Genomic DNA, 15,506 nt, shown 5'->3' with positions numbered 1-15,506 from the left:
TCCAGTACTTGGAATTTGGGACGGTTTGAAATCGCCCCCCATCACCCCAGCCCTCTCCCCCCAAGGGGGCGAGGGGGAAAGGGAGCAGATCCGGGAAGATTCCAATCTTGAGTTCGACTGGATATTTCAGGTCGGTGTAATTCGCAGGAATCCCTTGGTCAGTCCCCTCTCCCTCTGGTAGAGGGTTAGGGTGAGGGGTTTTTCAGCCTTTCATGACTTGTGCGAGCAGCTCATAGGAATGGATGCGATCGGCGTGTTCGTAAAGATCACTGGTGAAAATCAGCTCGTCCGCCTGGGTCTGCTCGATGAGCACTTCAAGCCTGGCGCGGATCTTCTGCGGGCCGCCGACCATGGCGAGGCCGAGAAAATCGCCCACCGCCTCACGTTCATGGGGCAGCCACAGACCGTCCATGGTTTTCACCGGCGGACGCTGCACCAGGCTCTGGCCACGCATCAGCGCAAGAATGCGCTGGTACACCGACGTCGCCAGGTAATCGGCCTGCTCGTCGGTATCCGCTGCCACCAGCGGCACGCCGAGCATTACGTACGGCTTGTCGAGCACCGCCGACGGCTTGAAGTGGTTACGGTAGATGCGAATCGCCTCGTGCATGAAGCGCGGCGCGAAGTGCGAGGCAAAGGCGTAAGGCAAGCCGCGCTCACCCGCCAATTGCGCGCTGAACAGGCTTGAACCGAGCAGCCAGATCGGCACGTTGGTGCCGGTGCCGGGCATGGCGATCACCCGTTGTCCCGGCGTGCGCGGGCCGAGGTAGCGCATCAATTCGGCAACGTCTTCAGGGAAGTCGTCAGCGCTGCCCGAGCGCTCACGGCGCAAGGCGCGGGCGGTCATCTGGTCAGAGCCGGGCGCGCGGCCCAGACCCAAGTCGATGCGTCCCGGGTACAGGCTCTCGAGGGTGCCGAACTGCTCGGCAATCACCAGCGGCGCATGGTTGGGCAGCATCACCCCGCCGGAACCGACGCGGATCGTCGACGTGCCTCCGGCCAGATAGCCGAGCAACACCGAAGTGGCCGAACTGGCGATGCCGTCCATGTTGTGGTGTTCGGCGACCCAGAAGCGCGTGTAGCCGAATTTCTCGGCATGCTGCGCCAGATCCAGCGAGTTGCGCAGCGATTGCGCCGCGCTGCCGTTTTCGCGCACCGGCACCAGGTCGAGGGTGGAAAATTTAACGTCGGACAGTTTTTTCATGAACCTGCATCTCCGGGTGGGGAGGCAGGTTTTTCTTGCGAACGAAAACCTGCCCAATCCATAAGCGTGTTTTATGGAATGAGGGCATATACCCGAGATTCAATAGCAGCGACGAAATTTCCTACTAAAAAAGTCAACGATTCAGCCAGGCTGAACTTTGTTCCGCCGTCTATCCTCAGAAGCCTTGCTAGTAAAAACCGCGACGGCGCGGCGTTCCGCGCCATATTTGAGGAGGCAGACATGGCTATCGTGAAAAAGGCATCGGCGCATTGGGAAGGCGATCTGAAAACCGGTCTCGGCTCGATCTCCACCGAAACCGGCGTACTGCGCGAAGCGCCGTACGGCTTCAAGGCGCGCTTTGAAGGCGGCAAAGGCACCAACCCGGAAGAATTGATCGGCGCGGCCCACGCCGGCTGCTTCTCCATGGCGTTTTCGATGATTCTCGGCGATGCCGGCCTAAAGGCAGACAGCATCGACACCAACGCCGAAGTCACCCTCGATCAGGTTGACGGCGGCTTCGCGATCACTGCGGTGAAGCTGATTCTCAAGGCGAAAATCCCGGGCGCAACTCAGCAGCAGTTTGAAGAGCTGAGCAACAAGGCCAAGGAAGGGTGCCCGGTTTCCAAGGTGCTGAATGCGAAGATCACGCTTGAGGCTTCGCTGGTCAGCTGATTCGGCGTTTGCCGGGCTGACGCCTTCGCGAGCAGGGCTCGCTCCCACAGGGGATTTGTGCACGTCGCAGATCCAGTGTGGGAGCGAGCTTGCTCGCGAAGGCAGTCTCGAAACCTGCTCAGCAGCCGGCAATTAATACAAGGTGTGAGCAAAGTCAGAACCCGCTCTGCAGAATTGTGGTCGAATAATCGACAGCAGCTTCAGCGCACCCCCGTGCGCGCTGCCTCAAGGAGCTTCATCGATGAAACGTATTGGCTTGGCGATCCTTTGCAGTGCACTGGCCACGTCCGCTATCGCAGCCCCCAAAAAATGTGAGGAGCTTAGAAAGGAGATCGAGATCAAGATCCAGGCGAAGGCCATTCCCTCGTACACACTGGAAATCATCACGGCCGAAGAGGCGAAGCAGCACGACTCAGCCATGATCGTCGGTTCTTGCGAGAACGGCACCAAGCGGATCATCTACCAGAAAAACGACAGCTGAAGCGCTAGATGATGCAGTTGAACTCGCGGTCTTCAGCAACGATTTCGCGTTTGGCATTGTACAAACGCGCGCTCGGCGTGAATGCCAACGAACGTCCTTCCAGCAGATAGCGCTGGCCGGCTTCGAAGTGGTCGTAGCGGATCGTCAGATAACACAAACGCTCGACCGGGCCGGTGAGCAGACTGCCACCGCCGCCAAACACTTCGAAGTCGAAACGCACCCGCAGCTCGTGGCTGCCGGGCGTCACCTGGAAGAAGCGCCCGTCGTTCAAGCGCTGGTTGTCGAGGCGCTCGGCCATCAGCAACTTGCCGCCGGGGCTTGGCGTTGAGAAGTCGACCCAGGCCATGTGCGGGTCAACCGGTGGCAATGGCGTCTGGCAACCGGCGACGAGACCGACAACGAACAACAGCAGCAAGGTACGCATGGTGGATATCCGCAGGTTTTAACAGCCAGCATAGCGCCGATCAACTGCTCTGACAGCCCGCCGGCGTACCCTGACCGACGACCTTGCGCTGTTCGTCATAAAGCTTGGCCCAAGGCCGGAAGCCGATGCTGCCCGCCTGCAACTGATAGCGCTGGCCGGCGTTGAAATCCTTGAATTTCACGCTCAACTGGCAATCGCGCCACAGCGGTTCGGCAGTCGGGCCGATGTTGGTGGCTTCGACCGGAAACTGATAGCGCACCTTCAGCTCATGGCTGCCGGGCTGCACTTCGAAATATCGTTTGTCGACAGCCTGTGTGGCATCGACTTGCACGGCTTGCAGTGCCGTGTCGTGTTGCCGGGCGTCGAGATCGATCCAGGCTTGCGAAGGGTCGGGGTCGGGCATTCCGAATCCGGCACAACCGGCCAGCGTCAGCAGGCCTCCTGTCAGCATCAACATGCGCATAGCGGTGCTCCTTGAGGCGGGATAGTCTTGGGGCAGACTTTCCGGGGAATTTCTTATTTTGATCAGGCCGTATTCCAGCCTTGGGTTACTTGATCGCGTTTTTCCGATTTTGTTTCCGGGTGTGTTGTTTTTGTTGCTCAACGGTTGCGCCAGCGTCAGCTATTACAGCCAGTTGGCCAGCGGACAATTGCAGTTGCTGGGCGCGCGGGAGCCGGTCGAGCAAGTCATTGCCGACCCAAGCCGCGATGCCAAATTGCGCGCGCATCTGGCTCAATCACAAAAGGCCCGCGCGTTCGCCAGCGAGCATCTGCACCTGCCGGACAACCGAAGCTATCGCCTGTACGCCGACCTTGGCCGGCCGTTCGTGGTGTGGAACGTGTTCGCCACCACAGAGTTTTCCCTCACGCCGCAGAATCACTGCTTCCCGATTGCCGGCTGCGTGGCCTATCGCGGCTACTACAGCCAGAGCGCCGCCCGTGGCGAAGCGGCGCTTCAGCGCTTGCAGGGCATGGACGTGTCGATCGGCGGGGTCGAGGCGTACTCGACGCTTGGCTGGTTCAATGACCCGATCCTCAATTCGATGATGGGCTGGGGCGACGAACGACTGGCCACGCTGATTTTTCATGAGCTGGCGCACCAGAAGTTCTATGTAAAGGACGACACCGAGTTCAACGAGTCATTTGCCACGTTTGTCGAGCAGGAAGGGACGCGGGATTGGCGGGCGTTTCGCGGCTTGCCGGCGGAGTCGGATGCCAGGCTCAAGCAGCGTGACCAGTTCATCGAACTGGTACTCGCCACGCGTTCTCGACTGGAGAAGCTGTATGCGCAGCCACTGCCGGTCGAGCAGATGCGAGAGCGCAAAGCGGCGGAGTTCGAGCGCTTGCGCCGGGAGTATCAGGTCATGCGCGACAGTCAGTGGGCCGGGGACAAGCGCTATGACGCCTGGGTCAACGCGCCGCTGAACAACGCGCGACTGTTGCCGTTCGGGCTGTATGACCAGTGGGTGCCGGCGTTCGCGGCCGTGTTCCGGCAGGTGGGTGGGGATTGGCCGAGGTTTTATGCCGAGGTTGAGCGGTTGGGACGATTGCCGGTTGATGAGCGCAAGGCGGCTTTGAGGGCCTTGGCCATTCCTGAGTCCTCCAGCGGCTGAACGGGCCTCATCGCTGGCAAGCCAGCTCCCACAGGGCAGCGGTGAGCCTGAAGATATCGCTAACCTGTGGGAGCTGGCTTGCCAGCGATAGCCATCTGATCAGCGCTGCAAAAACGCCTGATGCAACGCATCCAAGGTTTCAAAGTGATAAGCCGGCGCCTCGGCATTCAACTCCTCGAAACTGCCAAACCCATAGCCCACCGCCGCTGCGTCCAGGCCATTGCTGCGGGCGCCGATCAGGTCGTGCTTGCGATCGCCGATCATCAGGGTCTGGGCCGGGTCGAGGCGTTCTTCCTCAAGCAGGTGCGCAATCAGCTCAACCTTGTTGGTGCGCGTACCGTCCAGTTCGCTGCCGTAGATCACTTTGAAATGCCGGGCGAAGTCGAAGTGTCGGGCGATCTCGCGGGCGAACACCCAAGGTTTGGACGTGGCGATGTACAACTGCCGCCCCTGCCCGCTCAAGGTCTCCAGCAACGGCGTGACCCCGTCGAACACCCGATTCTCATAGAGGCCGGTGACCTTGAAGCGCTCGCGATAGAAATTCACCGCTTCCCAGGCCCTGGCCTCGTCGAAGTCGTAGAACTGCATGAACGCTTGCAGCAGCGGCGGGCCGATGAAGTGTTCCAGTTTGCTCAGGTCCGGTTCGTCGATGCCGAGATTGGCCAAGGCAAATTGAATTGAGCGGGTGATGCCCTCACGCGGGTCGGTCAGGGTGCCATCGAGGTCGAACAGTACGGTCTGGTAATGCATGAGAGTTCCTGAGCTGGTGTAGGGCAATTCAGAGCTGGTCGTAGCCTTCGGCCAGATGCAGGTCCTTGAGCTTGACGTAGTTCGCCGCGCTGTACGTAAAGAAGGCGTTTTCCTTATCGGTCAGCGGGCGCACTTGCTTGACCGGGCTGCCGACATACAGGAAGCCGCTCTGCAGGCGCTTGCCCGGCGGCACCAGGCTGCCGGCGCCGATGATCACATCGTCTTCCACCACGGCGCCGTCCATGACGATGCTGCCCATGCCGATCAATACGCGGCTGCCAACGGTGCAGCCGTGCAGCATGACCTTGTGGGCGATGGTCACGTCATCGCCGATCAGCAATGGAAAACCGTCCGGGTTGAATGGGCCGGCGTGGGTGATGTGCAGCACGCAGCCATCCTGCACGCTGGTGCGCGCACCGATGCGGATGCGGTGCATGTCGCCACGGATCACCGTCAGCGGCCAGACCGAGCTGTCTGTGCCAATTTCGACGTCGCCGATCACCACCGCCGAACCGTCGACGAATGCGCCGTTGCTCAGACGGGGGGTGTGATTCTGGTATTTGCGAAGGGACACGATTAGTTCTCTCTCTGTCGCCGATAGCTGCGGTGAGTGTCGATTGTAATTAAGATGGGCGCATGTTTCTTCCAGCCAAGGTGCCAACCGTGAGCGTGAACAACCCTCTTTTGCAGTCCTACGACCTGCCGCCGTTCTCCACGATCCGTGCCGAACACGTCCTGCCCGCCATCGAAACCATCCTCGCGGACAACCGCGCCGCCATCGCCGAAATTCTCAAGACCCAGGGCAAGAACCCGACCTGGGCCGGTCTGGTTCTGGCGATGGACGAACTCAACGATCGTCTCGGTGCGGCCTGGAGCCCGGTCAGCCATCTTAACGCCGTGTGCAACAGCGCCGAACTGCGTGAAGCCTACGAGTCGTGCCTGCCGGCCCTGAGCGCCTACTCCACCGAAATGGGCCAGAACCGCGAACTGTTCCAGGCGTATGAAGCGCTGGCCAACAGTCCGGAAGCTGCCAATTTCGACGTCGCGCAAAAAACCATTCTGGAACACGCCCTGCGCGATTTCCGCCTGTCGGGTATCGACCTGCCGGAAGCCGAGCAGAAGCGTTACGCCGAAGTTCAGAGCAAATTGTCCGAGCTCGGCAGCCGCTTCTCCAACCAATTGCTCGACGCTACGCAGGCCTGGACCAAGCACATTACCGACGAAGCCGCCCTCGCCGGCCTGACCGATTCGGCCAAGGCGCAGATGGCTGCCGCCGCGCAGGCCAAAGGTCTGGATGGCTGGTTGATCACCCTGGAATTCCCCAGCTACTACGCGGTGATGACCTACGCGCAAGACCGTGCGCTGCGCGAAGAAGTCTACGCCGCCTACTGCACCCGCGCCTCGGATCAAGGCCCGAATGCCGGCCAGAACGACAACGGCCCGGTGATGGAAGAGATCCTCGACCTGCGTCAGGAACTGGCCCGACTGCTGGGTTTCGCCAGTTTCGCCGAGCTGAGCCTGGCGACGAAAATGGCCGAATCCAGCGATCAGGTACTGAGCTTCCTGCGTGATCTGGCCCAGCGCAGCAAGCCGTTCGCCGCGCAGGATCTGCAACAGCTGCGCGCTTACGCCGCCGAACAGGGCTGCGCCGATCTGCAAAGCTGGGACAGTGGTTTCTACGGCGAAAAACTCCGCGAGCAACGCTACAGCGTCGCTCAGGAAACCCTGCGCGCCTACTTCCCGATCGATAAAGTCCTCAGCGGCCTGTTCGCCATTGTCCAGCGTTTGTACGGCATCGAGATCGCCGAGCAGAAAGGCTTCGACACCTGGCACCCCGACGTACGCCTGTTCGAGATCAAGGAAAACGGCCAGCACGTCGGCCGCTTCTTCTTCGACCTGTATGCCCGCGCCAACAAGCGTGGCGGCGCGTGGATGGACGGCGCCCGCGACCGTCGCCGCACCGTCGACGGCGTGCTGCAAAGCCCAGTCGCCAATCTGGTGTGCAACTTCACCCCGGCCGACAGCGGCAAGCCTGCGCTGCTGACCCACGATGAAGTGACCACCCTGTTCCACGAGTTCGGCCATGGCCTGCACCACCTGCTGACCCGCGTCGAACACGCTGGCGTCTCCGGCATCAACGGCGTAGCGTGGGACGCGGTCGAGCTGCCGAGCCAGTTCATGGAAAACTGGTGCTGGGAGCCGGAAGGCCTGGCGCTGATCTCCGGCCACTACGAGACCGGCGAGCCACTGCCGCAGGACCTGCTGGAAAAAATGCTCGCGGCGAAGAACTTCCAGTCCGGCCTGATGATGGTGCGTCAGCTGGAGTTTTCGCTGTTCGACTTCGAACTGCATGCCACCCATGGCGATGGCCGCAGCGTGGCGCAAGTGCTCGAGGGCGTGCGTGACGAGGTGTCGGTGATGCGTCCGCCGGCTTACAACCGCTTCCCTAACAGCTTTGCGCACATCTTCGCTGGTGGTTACGCGGCGGGTTACTACAGCTACAAGTGGGCCGAAGTATTGTCCGCCGATGCTTTCTCGAAATTTGAAGAGGACGGCGTGCTTAACGCTGACACCGGTCGTGCGTTCCGCGAGGCGATTCTGGCGCGCGGCGGCTCGCAGGCGCCGATGGTGCTGTTCGTCGACTTCCGTGGTCGTGAGCCGTCGATCGACGCGCTGCTGCGCCACAGCGGCCTGAGCGAGGACGCGGCAGCATGAGCGAAGGCCCTGTGATCACCAAGAAGCGCTTCATCGCCGGGGCAGTCTGCCCGGCGTGCAGCGAGCCGGACAAGTTGATGATGTGGAACGAGGACGGCGTGCCACACCGCGAATGCGTGGCCTGCGGTTACTCCGACACCCTCAACGAGCAGGGGTTGTCGGTGCCTAAAGAGCTGGGCACGCGGGTCAATACCAGCGCGCTCAAGCCTGCCGCCGACAAAACGGTCCAGGCCGTGCAGTTCTTCCCCAACCCCAAGTTGAAGAAAAAGCCCGACGAGCAGCAGTGACAATTACCGCCGCCTGCCGATGACCGTCGGCAGGCGGCGGTAACTATCTACCACCGCGCCCCTGCGCTTCCTGATTAGGCTGGTCAATCCAGCCCTCTCTCACGGAAGACGCCATGCCTGACATCAATCCTCTCCTGCAACACTGGCAGTTGCCGCCCTGGTCGGCGGTACGCGCCGAGCATTTGTTGCCGGCTGTCGAGTACATCGTTGCCGACAACCAGCTGATTATCGACAACGTCATCGCCACTCAGGTCGATCATCCCAACTGGGACGACGTGGTAATTGCCATTGATGAAGCCGACGCGCGCCTGGCGGAAACCATGGCGATCATCGAGTTCCTGACGGTGATCCACTCCGACGATGCCGACTGGTTACTGCAGAGCGCACTGAGCAGCAATGCCGCAGCACGATTCAGCGCGACGAGGAGCAGTCATCGGGGGTTGCTCGAAACCTGTCAGCGGTTGGCAAAGAGCTCGATTGCCGCCAGCTTCAGTGATTCGCGCAAAACCTCGCTGGCGAAAATCCTGCGCAGATTTCGTCTGGCCGGCACTGAGTTGCCAGCAGCGCAGCGAGCACAGCTGGCGCAGTTGAACGAGGACATCGACCTGCAGGAAAAGCGCTTCCTGGCCAACCTCGCCGCAACCAACGCCGCCTGGTACAAACACATCGATGATCAGACCGTGCTGGAAGGGCTGACGCCCGATGTGCAAGCGCATCTGGCTGCCAACGCCAAACAGGCTGGGCTTTCCGGCTGGCGGCTTACGCTGAATCAGCACACTTTCGAACAGATCATGACCCACGCGCAGAACCGCGCATTGCGAGAGGAGTATTTCAAGGCTTACTACACCCGTGCCTCGGATCAGGGGCCCACGGCCAGGCGCTTCGACAATGAGCCTGTACTGGCGAGGCTGTTGGTCTCGCGGCATGCGAAGGCAAAGTTGCTGGGCTTCGACAATTTCGCCCAATTGCGCCTGCACAACCGCATGGCCACGCATACCGATCAGGTCAGCCGTTTCCTGCATCAACAGATCGCGCTCAATGCCGCGCAACTGGCGCGTGACACCGCAGAACTGCGAGTCTTCGCCCGCCAGTGGGGCATCGAGCAGGTGCAGGCGTGGGATCAGGACTTCCTCGCGGAACAGCTGCGCCTGCAGCAACTGGACGGGGCACTTCATGACCTTCGCGAGTATTTCCCGCTCAATGCCACTCTGCGCAGCCTGTGCCGGTTCGGCGAGCATCTGTTCGGCATCACCCTTGTTGAGGACCCGCAGGGCGAACGCCTCGATGATCAGGTTCGATTATTCGAGGTCAGTGAGCATGGGCAGCCGATCGGCTATATCTACATCGACCCATTCCATCGTGACACTGGCAGCGATTACGCCTGGACCGGTGTGCTGCGCAATCGGCGCATCACCGCCGAAGGCCGGCCGGTACTGCCGATCGCCTCGCTGCAAAGTAATTTCACCGCTGCCGCTGCCGGCCACCCCGATCTGCTTTCTCACCAGGACCTGCGCGTGCTTCTGCACGAGTTCGGGCATTGCCTGCATCACGTGCTGACGCGCTCGCCTCATTACAACCTGTCAGGCATATCGCAATTGAGCCGCGACGCGGCCGAATTTACCGGTCAACTGTTCGAACACTGGGCGCGGTCAGGGGAATTCCTGCGCTGGCTGGGCACGCATCACGAAACCAGCGAGCGTCTTGGCGAAGCGCAGATCAACCGTGCACTGCTTGCTCTCGGCGCTCAGCGCAGTCGAGACACGGCAATGCTGCTGATGAGCGCACTGCTGGACTTCGAGCTGCACCGCAGTCAGGGCGACGGGCGCAGCGTTCAGCAGGTATTCGATGAGGTTCAAGGCGTGTTCCCTCATTTGCAACTGCCGGCAGAATGCCGCTTCGCCAACAGCTGCGACTATCTGGCGACCGGTTACGAAGCTTCGTTGTATGCCTACAAGTGGTCAGGCGTGCTGGCGAGCGAGGCATTCAAACGCTTCGAACGCGAAGGCTTGTTCAATGAGCAGACCGGCCGCGATCTGCGTGAAACGCTGCTTTCGGGTGACATGAAATCGCTGCCCGAAGCGCTGCACGCCTTTCTCGGCCAGCCGATCAACCCTGAGCTCTTCGCGGCGCTGCCAGACTGAGCCGATCAACGCTGGACGTGCGCCGAGTCGAACCAACTCTTCATCGAGCACATGGCGAATGCACTGGTGCTGCATTCGCCATTGACCAGCGCCTCGTGCAATCGGTCGACGTCGACTTGCATCACGTAACGCACGCTGTCGTGAAAATGCTGGCTGTCACCAAAACCGCCCTCGGTCATTTCCTTGAGCGCCTGCTCTTTGCTCCAGCCCTGCACTACCACGCGGTACATCGCCGCCATCAGTCCGGTGCGGTCAGAACCGTGCTTGCAGTGCATCAGCACCGGGCCATCAGCTTCAGCGGACTGAATCGCGCGCAGGGCCTTGAGCACATCACTGTCGTCGACATGATTGGTGCGATACGGCAACTGCACCTGCTTGACCCCGGGCGTGGACAGCCAGTCACTATCGGTTTCAGGCAGGAAGTTGATCACTGTGACGACATGCAGACTGTTCAGCAACGGCACCGCGCCACGACTCGGCAGGGCACTGCGATACAGGGTCGGCGACATGCGGAACAGGTTGAACTGCGCCTCGACCGGCTGCGCCCAATCGGCCGGGCGGGGCGATATTGCGTCGGCCGCCCGGGCGGCCATGCCATGCAACAGCGCGACAAGCGAAAAACACAAAGCGGGGAAAAAGCGCACTCGAGACATGCTGGGCTGACCGTTTCGGCAATCTTCATGGAAGGAATCTCAGCTTCGACGTTCGGCGGTCAATGCGCCGTGAGCCGGCCGTCAAAGAAATGTGAATCGTCGCCTCGCCGGGCTTTTTTCCGTGCAAACGGTTTTTCTTGATGCTTAGCCTGCTACCATTTGTCACATGATGTTGCAGACGTGGCGCTCCTTTACCGGGACAGACACCCGTCACCGCGACGCAATATTCCTCGAGCTGCTCGCAGAAGCGGCTGACTTCTATGCCTGATGAGGTACCCCATGTCTGATCAAGATCGAGACAACCCGCGGCGTGAGTTCTTGCGCAAATCCCTGACCCTGATTCCGGTGGTCACCCTTGCCGGTACCGGCCTGGGCAGCAGCGTGCTGCAAGCCGCCCCTGAAAGTGCGCCAGCGCCTGCCGCGCCGAAACCTCTCCTTGCCACCGCAGGCGATTATCAGCCGAGCTTTTTCACCGCTGAAGAATGGGCGTTCATCAACGCCGCCGTCGCGCAGTTGATCCCCAACGATGCGCAAGGCCCCGGCGCGCTCGAAGCCGGTGTGCCGGAATACATCGACCGGCAGATGAACACCCCGTACGCCGCCGGCGCGCTGTGGTACATGCAAGGCCCGTTCAATGCCGACGCTGCGCCGGAGATGGGCTGGCAGAGCAAACTGGTGCCCAAAGACATCTATCGCCTCGGCATCGCCGCCACGGATCAGTGGGTAAAAGGTCTCAGCGGTAAAACATTTGCCGAGCAAGACAGCGCTACCCGAGACGATTTGCTCAGGCAACTTGAAGCCGGCAAGCCGCAGTTCGCTGCGGTGCCAGCGAAGATCTTCTTCAATCTGCTGCTGCAAAACACCAAGGAAGGTTTCTTCTGCGACCCGATCCACGGTGGCAACAAAGGCATGGTCGGCTGGACCATGATCGGTTTCCCCGGCGCCCGCGCCGATTTCATGGATTGGGTGGAACGCAACGAGCAATACCCCTTCCCGGCAGTGTCGATTCGCGGCGAGAGGGCGTAAGCATGGCAACGGTAATGAAGAAGGTTGATGCAGTCATCGTCGGTTTTGGCTGGACCGGCGCGATCATGGCCAAGGAACTCACCGAGGCGGGTCTCAACGTGCTGGCGCTGGAACGCGGGCCGATGCAGGACACCTACCCCGACGGCAACTATCCGCAGGTGATCGACGAACTCACCTACAGCGTGCGCAAGAAACTCTTTCAGGACATCTCCAAAGAGACGGTGACCATTCGCCACAGCGTCAACGACATCGCCCTGCCCAACCGCCAACTGGGCGCGTTCCTGCCGGGTAATGGCGTCGGCGGCGCCGGGCTGCATTGGTCTGGCGTGCACTTTCGTGTCGACCCGATCGAATTGCGTATGCGCAGCCATTACGAAGAACGCTATGGCAAGAGCTTCATCCCCAAGGACATGACCATCCAGGATTTCGGCGTCAGCTATGAAGAGCTGGAACCGTTTTTCGACTTCGCGGAAAAAGTCTTCGGCACCTCCGGCCAGGCCTGGACGGTGAAAGGCCAATTGGTCGGTCAGGGCAAGGGCGGCAACCCATACGCGCCGGATCGCTCCAACCCGTTCCCGCTTCAAGCGCAGAAGAACACCGTATCCGCACAGCTGTTCGGCAAAGCGGCTACAGAAGTCGGTTACAAACCCTACAACCTGCCTTCGGCCAATACTTCGGGGCCGTACACCAATCCCTACGGCGCCCAGATGGGTCCGTGCAACTTTTGCGGTTTCTGCAGCGGCTACGTCTGCTACATGTATTCCAAGGCCTCACCGAACGTGAACATTCTGCCGGCGCTCAAGCCCCTGCCGAATTTCGAACTGCGCCCCAACTCCCATGTGCTGCGGGTCAATCTCGACAGCACGAAAAGCAAAGCCACCGGCGTCACTTATATCGACGGCCAGGGCCGCGAGATCGAGCAGCCGGCGGATCTGGTGATCCTCGGCGCATTCCAGTTGCACAACGTGCGTCTGATGCTGCTGTCCGGGATCGGCAAACCCTACGACCCGATCAGCGGCGAAGGCGTGGTCGGGCGTAACTTCGCCTACCAGAACATGGCCACCATCAAGGCGTTCTTCGACAAGGACACCCACACCAACAACTTCATCGGCGCTGGCGGCAACGGCGTGGCGGTGGACGATTTCAACGCCGACAACTTCGATCATGGCCCGCACGGCTTCGTCGGCGGCTCGCCGATGTGGGTCAACCAGGCTGGCAGCCGACCGATTGCCGGCACCTCGAACCCGCCCGGCACACCGGCGTGGGGCAGTGCGTGGAAACGCGCCACCGCCGATTACTACACCCATCAGGTGTCGATGGACGCCCACGGCGCGCACCAGTCCTACCGTGGCAACTACCTCGATCTCGATCCGGTGTACCGCGATGCCTACGGCCTGCCGCTGCTGCGCATGACCTTCGACTGGCAGGAAAACGACATCAAGATGAACCGCTTCATGGTCGAGAAGATGGGCAAGATCGCCCAAGCCATGGGCCCGAAAGCCATTGCGGTGATCGGCAAGCAAGTCGGCGACCACTTCAACACCGCCTCGTACCAGACCACCCACCTCAACGGTGGCGCGATCATGGGCACCGATCCGAAGACCAGCGCGCTGAACCGCTATTTGCAGAGCTGGGACGTGCATAACGTGTTCGTCCCGGGCGCCTCGGCGTTCCCGCAGGGCCTGGGTTATAACCCGACCGGTCTGGTGGCGGCGCTGACCTACTGGTCGGCGAAAGCGATCCGCGAGCAATATCTGAAAAACCCCGGCCCGCTGGTTCAGGCTTAAGGAGCGATGACCATGAAAACTCTCGTTATCGCCACCCTCGCCCTGCTCGGCAGCACGGCAGTCTATGCGGCCAACGTTGATCAAAATCTGATCAAGCACGGCGAATACCTGGCCCGCGCCGGCGACTGCGTGGCCTGCCACACGGCCAAGGGCGGCAAGCCGTTCGCCGGCGGCCTACCGATGGAAACGCCGATCGGCACGATCTACTCGACCAATATCACCCCGGATAAGACCGGCCTTGGCGATTACAGCTTCGAAGACTTCGATCAGGCCGTGCGTCATGGTGTGGCCAAAAACGGCAGCACGCTTTACCCGGCGATGCCGTATCCGTCCTACGCGCGGGTCAACCAGGCCGACATGCAGGCGCTGTATGCGTATTTCATGCATGGCGTCGAACCGGTGGCGCAGGCGAACAAGGCCAGCGATATCCCGTGGCCGTTGAGCATGCGCTGGCCGCTGATGGGCTGGCGCTGGCTGTTCGCGCCGAAGGTCGAGGATTACCAGACCACGTCGGACGATCCGGTGATTGATCGCGGCGCGTATCTGGTTGAAGGCCTCGGCCACTGCGGCGCCTGTCACACCCCGCGCGCGCTGACCATGCAGGAAAAATCCCTGAGCGCAGCGGACGGCAGCGAATTCCTCGCCGGCAGCGCACCGCTGGAAGGCTGGATCGCCAAGAGCCTGCGCGGCGATCACAAGGATGGCCTCGGCAGCTGGAGCGAAGAGCAATTGGTGCAGTTCCTCAAGACCGGGCGCAGTGATCGCAGTGCGGTGTTCGGCGGCATGAGTGATGTGGTGACCCACAGCATGCAGTACATGAGCGACGCCGACCTCACCGCGATTGCCCGCTATCTCAAATCGCTACCGGCCAATGATCCGGCGGATCAGCCGCATCAGTACGACGAGAAAGTTGCCAAAGAGCTGTGGAACGGTGATGACAGCCAACGCGGCGCGTCGGTGTACATCGACAACTGCGCGGCCTGCCACCGCACCGACGGCCATGGCTACACCCGCGTGTTCCCGGCGCTGGCGGGCAATCCAGTGCTGCAAACGGACGATCCGACCTCGCTGATTCATATCGTGCTCAAGGGCGGAACCTTGCCGGCCACGCACACCGCGCCGTCGACCTTCACCATGCCCGGTTTCGCCTGGCGCCTGTCGGATCAGGAAGTCGCGGATGTGGTGAGCTTCATTCGGGGCAGCTGGGGTAACCAGGGCGCGCCGGTCAGTGCCAAAGACGTTGCGCATCTGCGCAGCGAAGATATGCAAAACACCTCCGGAGATGATCTCGGCCAGGTTACCCAACATCAATAAAAACAAGCCCCCTGCATGATGTAAGCATGCAGGGGGCTTTTATTAATATATTTCTGGCAACTACTTCTGCTTACGGATTAATGATGGCCACATAAGCTTTGGCCAGTGCGATCAACTTTGCCTTGTCATCGCTATCAATATCGCCGTCGCCATCGACATCTTTCTTGTCAGTGCGAATGGTGAACGTTTTGCCCTTGTCAGCCGATACCGCCACAACGTAAATCGAATCGACCAGTGCTTCGGTCGACAGCTGCTGCTCTGCATTCCAGCCCAGCTCCTTGCGTGCCAGTTGCAGCGAAACAATAGTGTTGGAGTCGGTGATACTCGGCTGCATCATTTGCAGAAAAACACCGCGTTGATTCAAATAAGACATTCAATCAATTCCTTTTAATTAGTTGCCCGGAGTCTGTCGCCGGTAGTTCCAGAGCCTATATAGGGG

General features: G+C 60.7%; 16 protein-coding genes. 9 read left to right on the top strand and 7 right to left on the bottom strand.

Translation table 11 applies throughout. The features are described 5' to 3' along the window. Positions 1–202 precede the first annotated feature (202 nt). Positions 203–1,204, bottom strand: a complete 1,002-nt coding sequence (locus tag ACZ0AZ_RS09450) for an LLM class flavin-dependent oxidoreductase (RefSeq protein WP_463537263.1) — start codon at positions 1,202–1,204, stop codon at positions 203–205. A 240-nt stretch (positions 1,205–1,444) separates the two neighbouring features. On the opposite strand from ACZ0AZ_RS09450, the gene ACZ0AZ_RS09445 reads away from it, so the two are divergent. Together ACZ0AZ_RS09445 and ACZ0AZ_RS09440 are read left to right on the top strand one after the other, a co-directional pair. Then, on the top strand, positions 1,445–1,876 hold the full coding sequence (locus ACZ0AZ_RS09445) for an OsmC family protein (RefSeq protein ID WP_016772308.1): 432 nt from the start codon (positions 1,445–1,447) through the stop codon (positions 1,874–1,876). A gap of 241 nt (positions 1,877–2,117) precedes the next feature. Then, positions 2,118–2,357 carry a DUF1161 domain-containing protein gene (locus ACZ0AZ_RS09440; RefSeq protein ID WP_129998077.1) on the top strand — a complete coding sequence of 80 codons (240 nt, stop codon included), beginning with the start codon at positions 2,118–2,120 and terminating at the stop codon, positions 2,355–2,357. 4 nt (positions 2,358–2,361) lie between these two features. Here the strand turns inward: ACZ0AZ_RS09440 and ACZ0AZ_RS09435 are convergent, their stop codons facing one another. Both ACZ0AZ_RS09435 and ACZ0AZ_RS09430 read right to left on the bottom strand, forming a co-directional pair. Next, positions 2,362–2,781, bottom strand: a complete 420-nt coding sequence (locus tag ACZ0AZ_RS09435) for a PA0061/PA0062 family lipoprotein (RefSeq protein WP_310409597.1) — start codon at positions 2,779–2,781, stop codon at positions 2,362–2,364. Between the two features lie 40 nt (positions 2,782–2,821). After that, the gene (locus ACZ0AZ_RS09430) at positions 2,822–3,244 is read right to left on the bottom strand and encodes a PA0061/PA0062 family lipoprotein (RefSeq protein WP_016772311.1); all 423 of its coding nucleotides are present in this window, start codon (positions 3,242–3,244) and stop codon (positions 2,822–2,824) included. A gap of 58 nt (positions 3,245–3,302) precedes the next feature. On the opposite strand from ACZ0AZ_RS09430, the gene ACZ0AZ_RS09425 reads away from it, so the two are divergent. Next, on the top strand, positions 3,303–4,394 hold the full coding sequence (locus ACZ0AZ_RS09425; RefSeq protein WP_463537262.1) for an aminopeptidase: 1,092 nt from the start codon (positions 3,303–3,305) through the stop codon (positions 4,392–4,394). A gap of 99 nt (positions 4,395–4,493) precedes the next feature. Here the strand turns inward: ACZ0AZ_RS09425 and ACZ0AZ_RS09420 are convergent, their stop codons facing one another. Together ACZ0AZ_RS09420 and ACZ0AZ_RS09415 are read right to left on the bottom strand one after the other, a co-directional pair. After that, positions 4,494–5,144: an HAD family hydrolase gene (locus tag ACZ0AZ_RS09420; RefSeq protein WP_463537261.1), complete on the bottom strand. Its 651-nt coding sequence runs from the start codon at positions 5,142–5,144 to the stop codon at positions 4,494–4,496. A gap of 28 nt (positions 5,145–5,172) precedes the next feature. Further along, positions 5,173–5,718 carry a gamma carbonic anhydrase family protein gene (locus ACZ0AZ_RS09415; RefSeq protein ID WP_125917040.1) on the bottom strand — a complete coding sequence of 182 codons (546 nt, stop codon included), beginning with the start codon at positions 5,716–5,718 and terminating at the stop codon, positions 5,173–5,175. An 89-nt stretch (positions 5,719–5,807) separates the two neighbouring features. Between ACZ0AZ_RS09415 and prlC the strand changes: the two genes are divergently transcribed. The 3 genes from prlC to ACZ0AZ_RS09400 all read left to right on the top strand — a co-directional run bounded on the left by prlC (position 5,808) and on the right by ACZ0AZ_RS09400 (position 10,287). Beyond that, the gene (gene prlC / locus ACZ0AZ_RS09410) at positions 5,808–7,859 is read left to right on the top strand and encodes an oligopeptidase A (protein WP_110599962.1); all 2,052 of its coding nucleotides are present in this window, start codon (positions 5,808–5,810) and stop codon (positions 7,857–7,859) included. Next, positions 7,856–8,146 carry a YheV family putative zinc ribbon protein gene (locus tag ACZ0AZ_RS09405; protein ID WP_039757098.1) on the top strand — a complete coding sequence of 97 codons (291 nt, stop codon included), beginning with the start codon at positions 7,856–7,858 and terminating at the stop codon, positions 8,144–8,146. Before prlC ends, ACZ0AZ_RS09405 begins: the two co-directional genes overlap by 4 nt. Positions 8,147–8,259: 113 nt before the next feature. Then, positions 8,260–10,287 (top strand): M3 family metallopeptidase, encoded by a 2,028-nt coding sequence (locus ACZ0AZ_RS09400; protein ID WP_463537260.1) that lies wholly within the window; start codon positions 8,260–8,262, stop codon positions 10,285–10,287. Between the two features lie 5 nt (positions 10,288–10,292). Here ACZ0AZ_RS09400 and ACZ0AZ_RS09395 read toward each other — a convergent pair whose 3' ends face one another. Continuing rightward, positions 10,293–10,940 (bottom strand): phosphatase domain-containing protein, encoded by a 648-nt coding sequence (locus tag ACZ0AZ_RS09395; protein ID WP_039757100.1) that lies wholly within the window; start codon positions 10,938–10,940, stop codon positions 10,293–10,295. Between the two features lie 279 nt (positions 10,941–11,219). Here ACZ0AZ_RS09395 and ACZ0AZ_RS09390 point away from each other — a divergent pair, with 279 nt between their 5' ends. Genes ACZ0AZ_RS09390 through ACZ0AZ_RS09380 form a run of 3 tightly spaced genes read left to right on the top strand, consistent with a single transcriptional unit; the run spans position 11,220 to position 15,067 of the window. Continuing rightward, positions 11,220–11,966, top strand: coding sequence for a gluconate 2-dehydrogenase subunit 3 family protein (locus tag ACZ0AZ_RS09390; RefSeq protein ID WP_039757101.1), 747 nt, complete (start codon positions 11,220–11,222; stop codon positions 11,964–11,966). A gap of 2 nt (positions 11,967–11,968) precedes the next feature. Continuing rightward, positions 11,969–13,753, top strand: a complete 1,785-nt coding sequence (locus ACZ0AZ_RS09385) for a GMC family oxidoreductase (protein ID WP_129998071.1) — start codon at positions 11,969–11,971, stop codon at positions 13,751–13,753. 12 nt (positions 13,754–13,765) lie between these two features. After that, positions 13,766–15,067 (top strand): c-type cytochrome, encoded by a 1,302-nt coding sequence (locus ACZ0AZ_RS09380; protein ID WP_039757103.1) that lies wholly within the window; start codon positions 13,766–13,768, stop codon positions 15,065–15,067. 70 nt (positions 15,068–15,137) lie between these two features. On the opposite strand, the gene ACZ0AZ_RS09375 is transcribed toward ACZ0AZ_RS09380, so the two are convergent. Continuing rightward, complete coding sequence (locus ACZ0AZ_RS09375; protein ID WP_039757104.1) at positions 15,138–15,440, bottom strand: hypothetical protein; 303 nt, start codon at positions 15,438–15,440, stop codon at positions 15,138–15,140. Positions 15,441–15,506: the final 66 nt, after the last annotated feature.

This window comes from Pseudomonas sp. AC239 (assembly GCF_979258545.1).
The sequence above is the reverse complement of the archived record's forward strand: the minus strand, read 5'-3'. Positions and strand labels throughout refer to the sequence as shown.

Coding starts and splice junctions, on each gene's coding strand:
- ACZ0AZ_RS09450 (WP_463537263.1), bottom strand. CDS start 1,204: ATGAAAAAACTGTCCGACGTTAAATTTTCCACCCTCGACCTGGTGCCG.
- ACZ0AZ_RS09445 (WP_016772308.1), top strand. CDS start 1,445: ATGGCTATCGTGAAAAAGGCATCGGCGCATTGGGAAGGCGATCTGAAA.
- ACZ0AZ_RS09440 (WP_129998077.1), top strand. CDS start 2,118: ATGAAACGTATTGGCTTGGCGATCCTTTGCAGTGCACTGGCCACGTCC.
- ACZ0AZ_RS09435 (WP_310409597.1), bottom strand. CDS start 2,781: ATGCGTACCTTGCTGCTGTTGTTCGTTGTCGGTCTCGTCGCCGGTTGC.
- ACZ0AZ_RS09430 (WP_016772311.1), bottom strand. CDS start 3,244: ATGCGCATGTTGATGCTGACAGGAGGCCTGCTGACGCTGGCCGGTTGT.
- ACZ0AZ_RS09420 (WP_463537261.1), bottom strand. CDS start 5,144: ATGCATTACCAGACCGTACTGTTCGACCTCGATGGCACCCTGACCGAC.
- ACZ0AZ_RS09405 (WP_039757098.1), top strand. CDS start 7,856: ATGAGCGAAGGCCCTGTGATCACCAAGAAGCGCTTCATCGCCGGGGCA.
- ACZ0AZ_RS09400 (WP_463537260.1), top strand. CDS start 8,260: ATGCCTGACATCAATCCTCTCCTGCAACACTGGCAGTTGCCGCCCTGG.
- ACZ0AZ_RS09395 (WP_039757100.1), bottom strand. CDS start 10,940: ATGTCTCGAGTGCGCTTTTTCCCCGCTTTGTGTTTTTCGCTTGTCGCG.
- ACZ0AZ_RS09390 (WP_039757101.1), top strand. CDS start 11,220: ATGTCTGATCAAGATCGAGACAACCCGCGGCGTGAGTTCTTGCGCAAA.
- ACZ0AZ_RS09385 (WP_129998071.1), top strand. CDS start 11,969: ATGGCAACGGTAATGAAGAAGGTTGATGCAGTCATCGTCGGTTTTGGC.
- ACZ0AZ_RS09380 (WP_039757103.1), top strand. CDS start 13,766: ATGAAAACTCTCGTTATCGCCACCCTCGCCCTGCTCGGCAGCACGGCA.
- ACZ0AZ_RS09375 (WP_039757104.1), bottom strand. CDS start 15,440: ATGTCTTATTTGAATCAACGCGGTGTTTTTCTGCAAATGATGCAGCCG.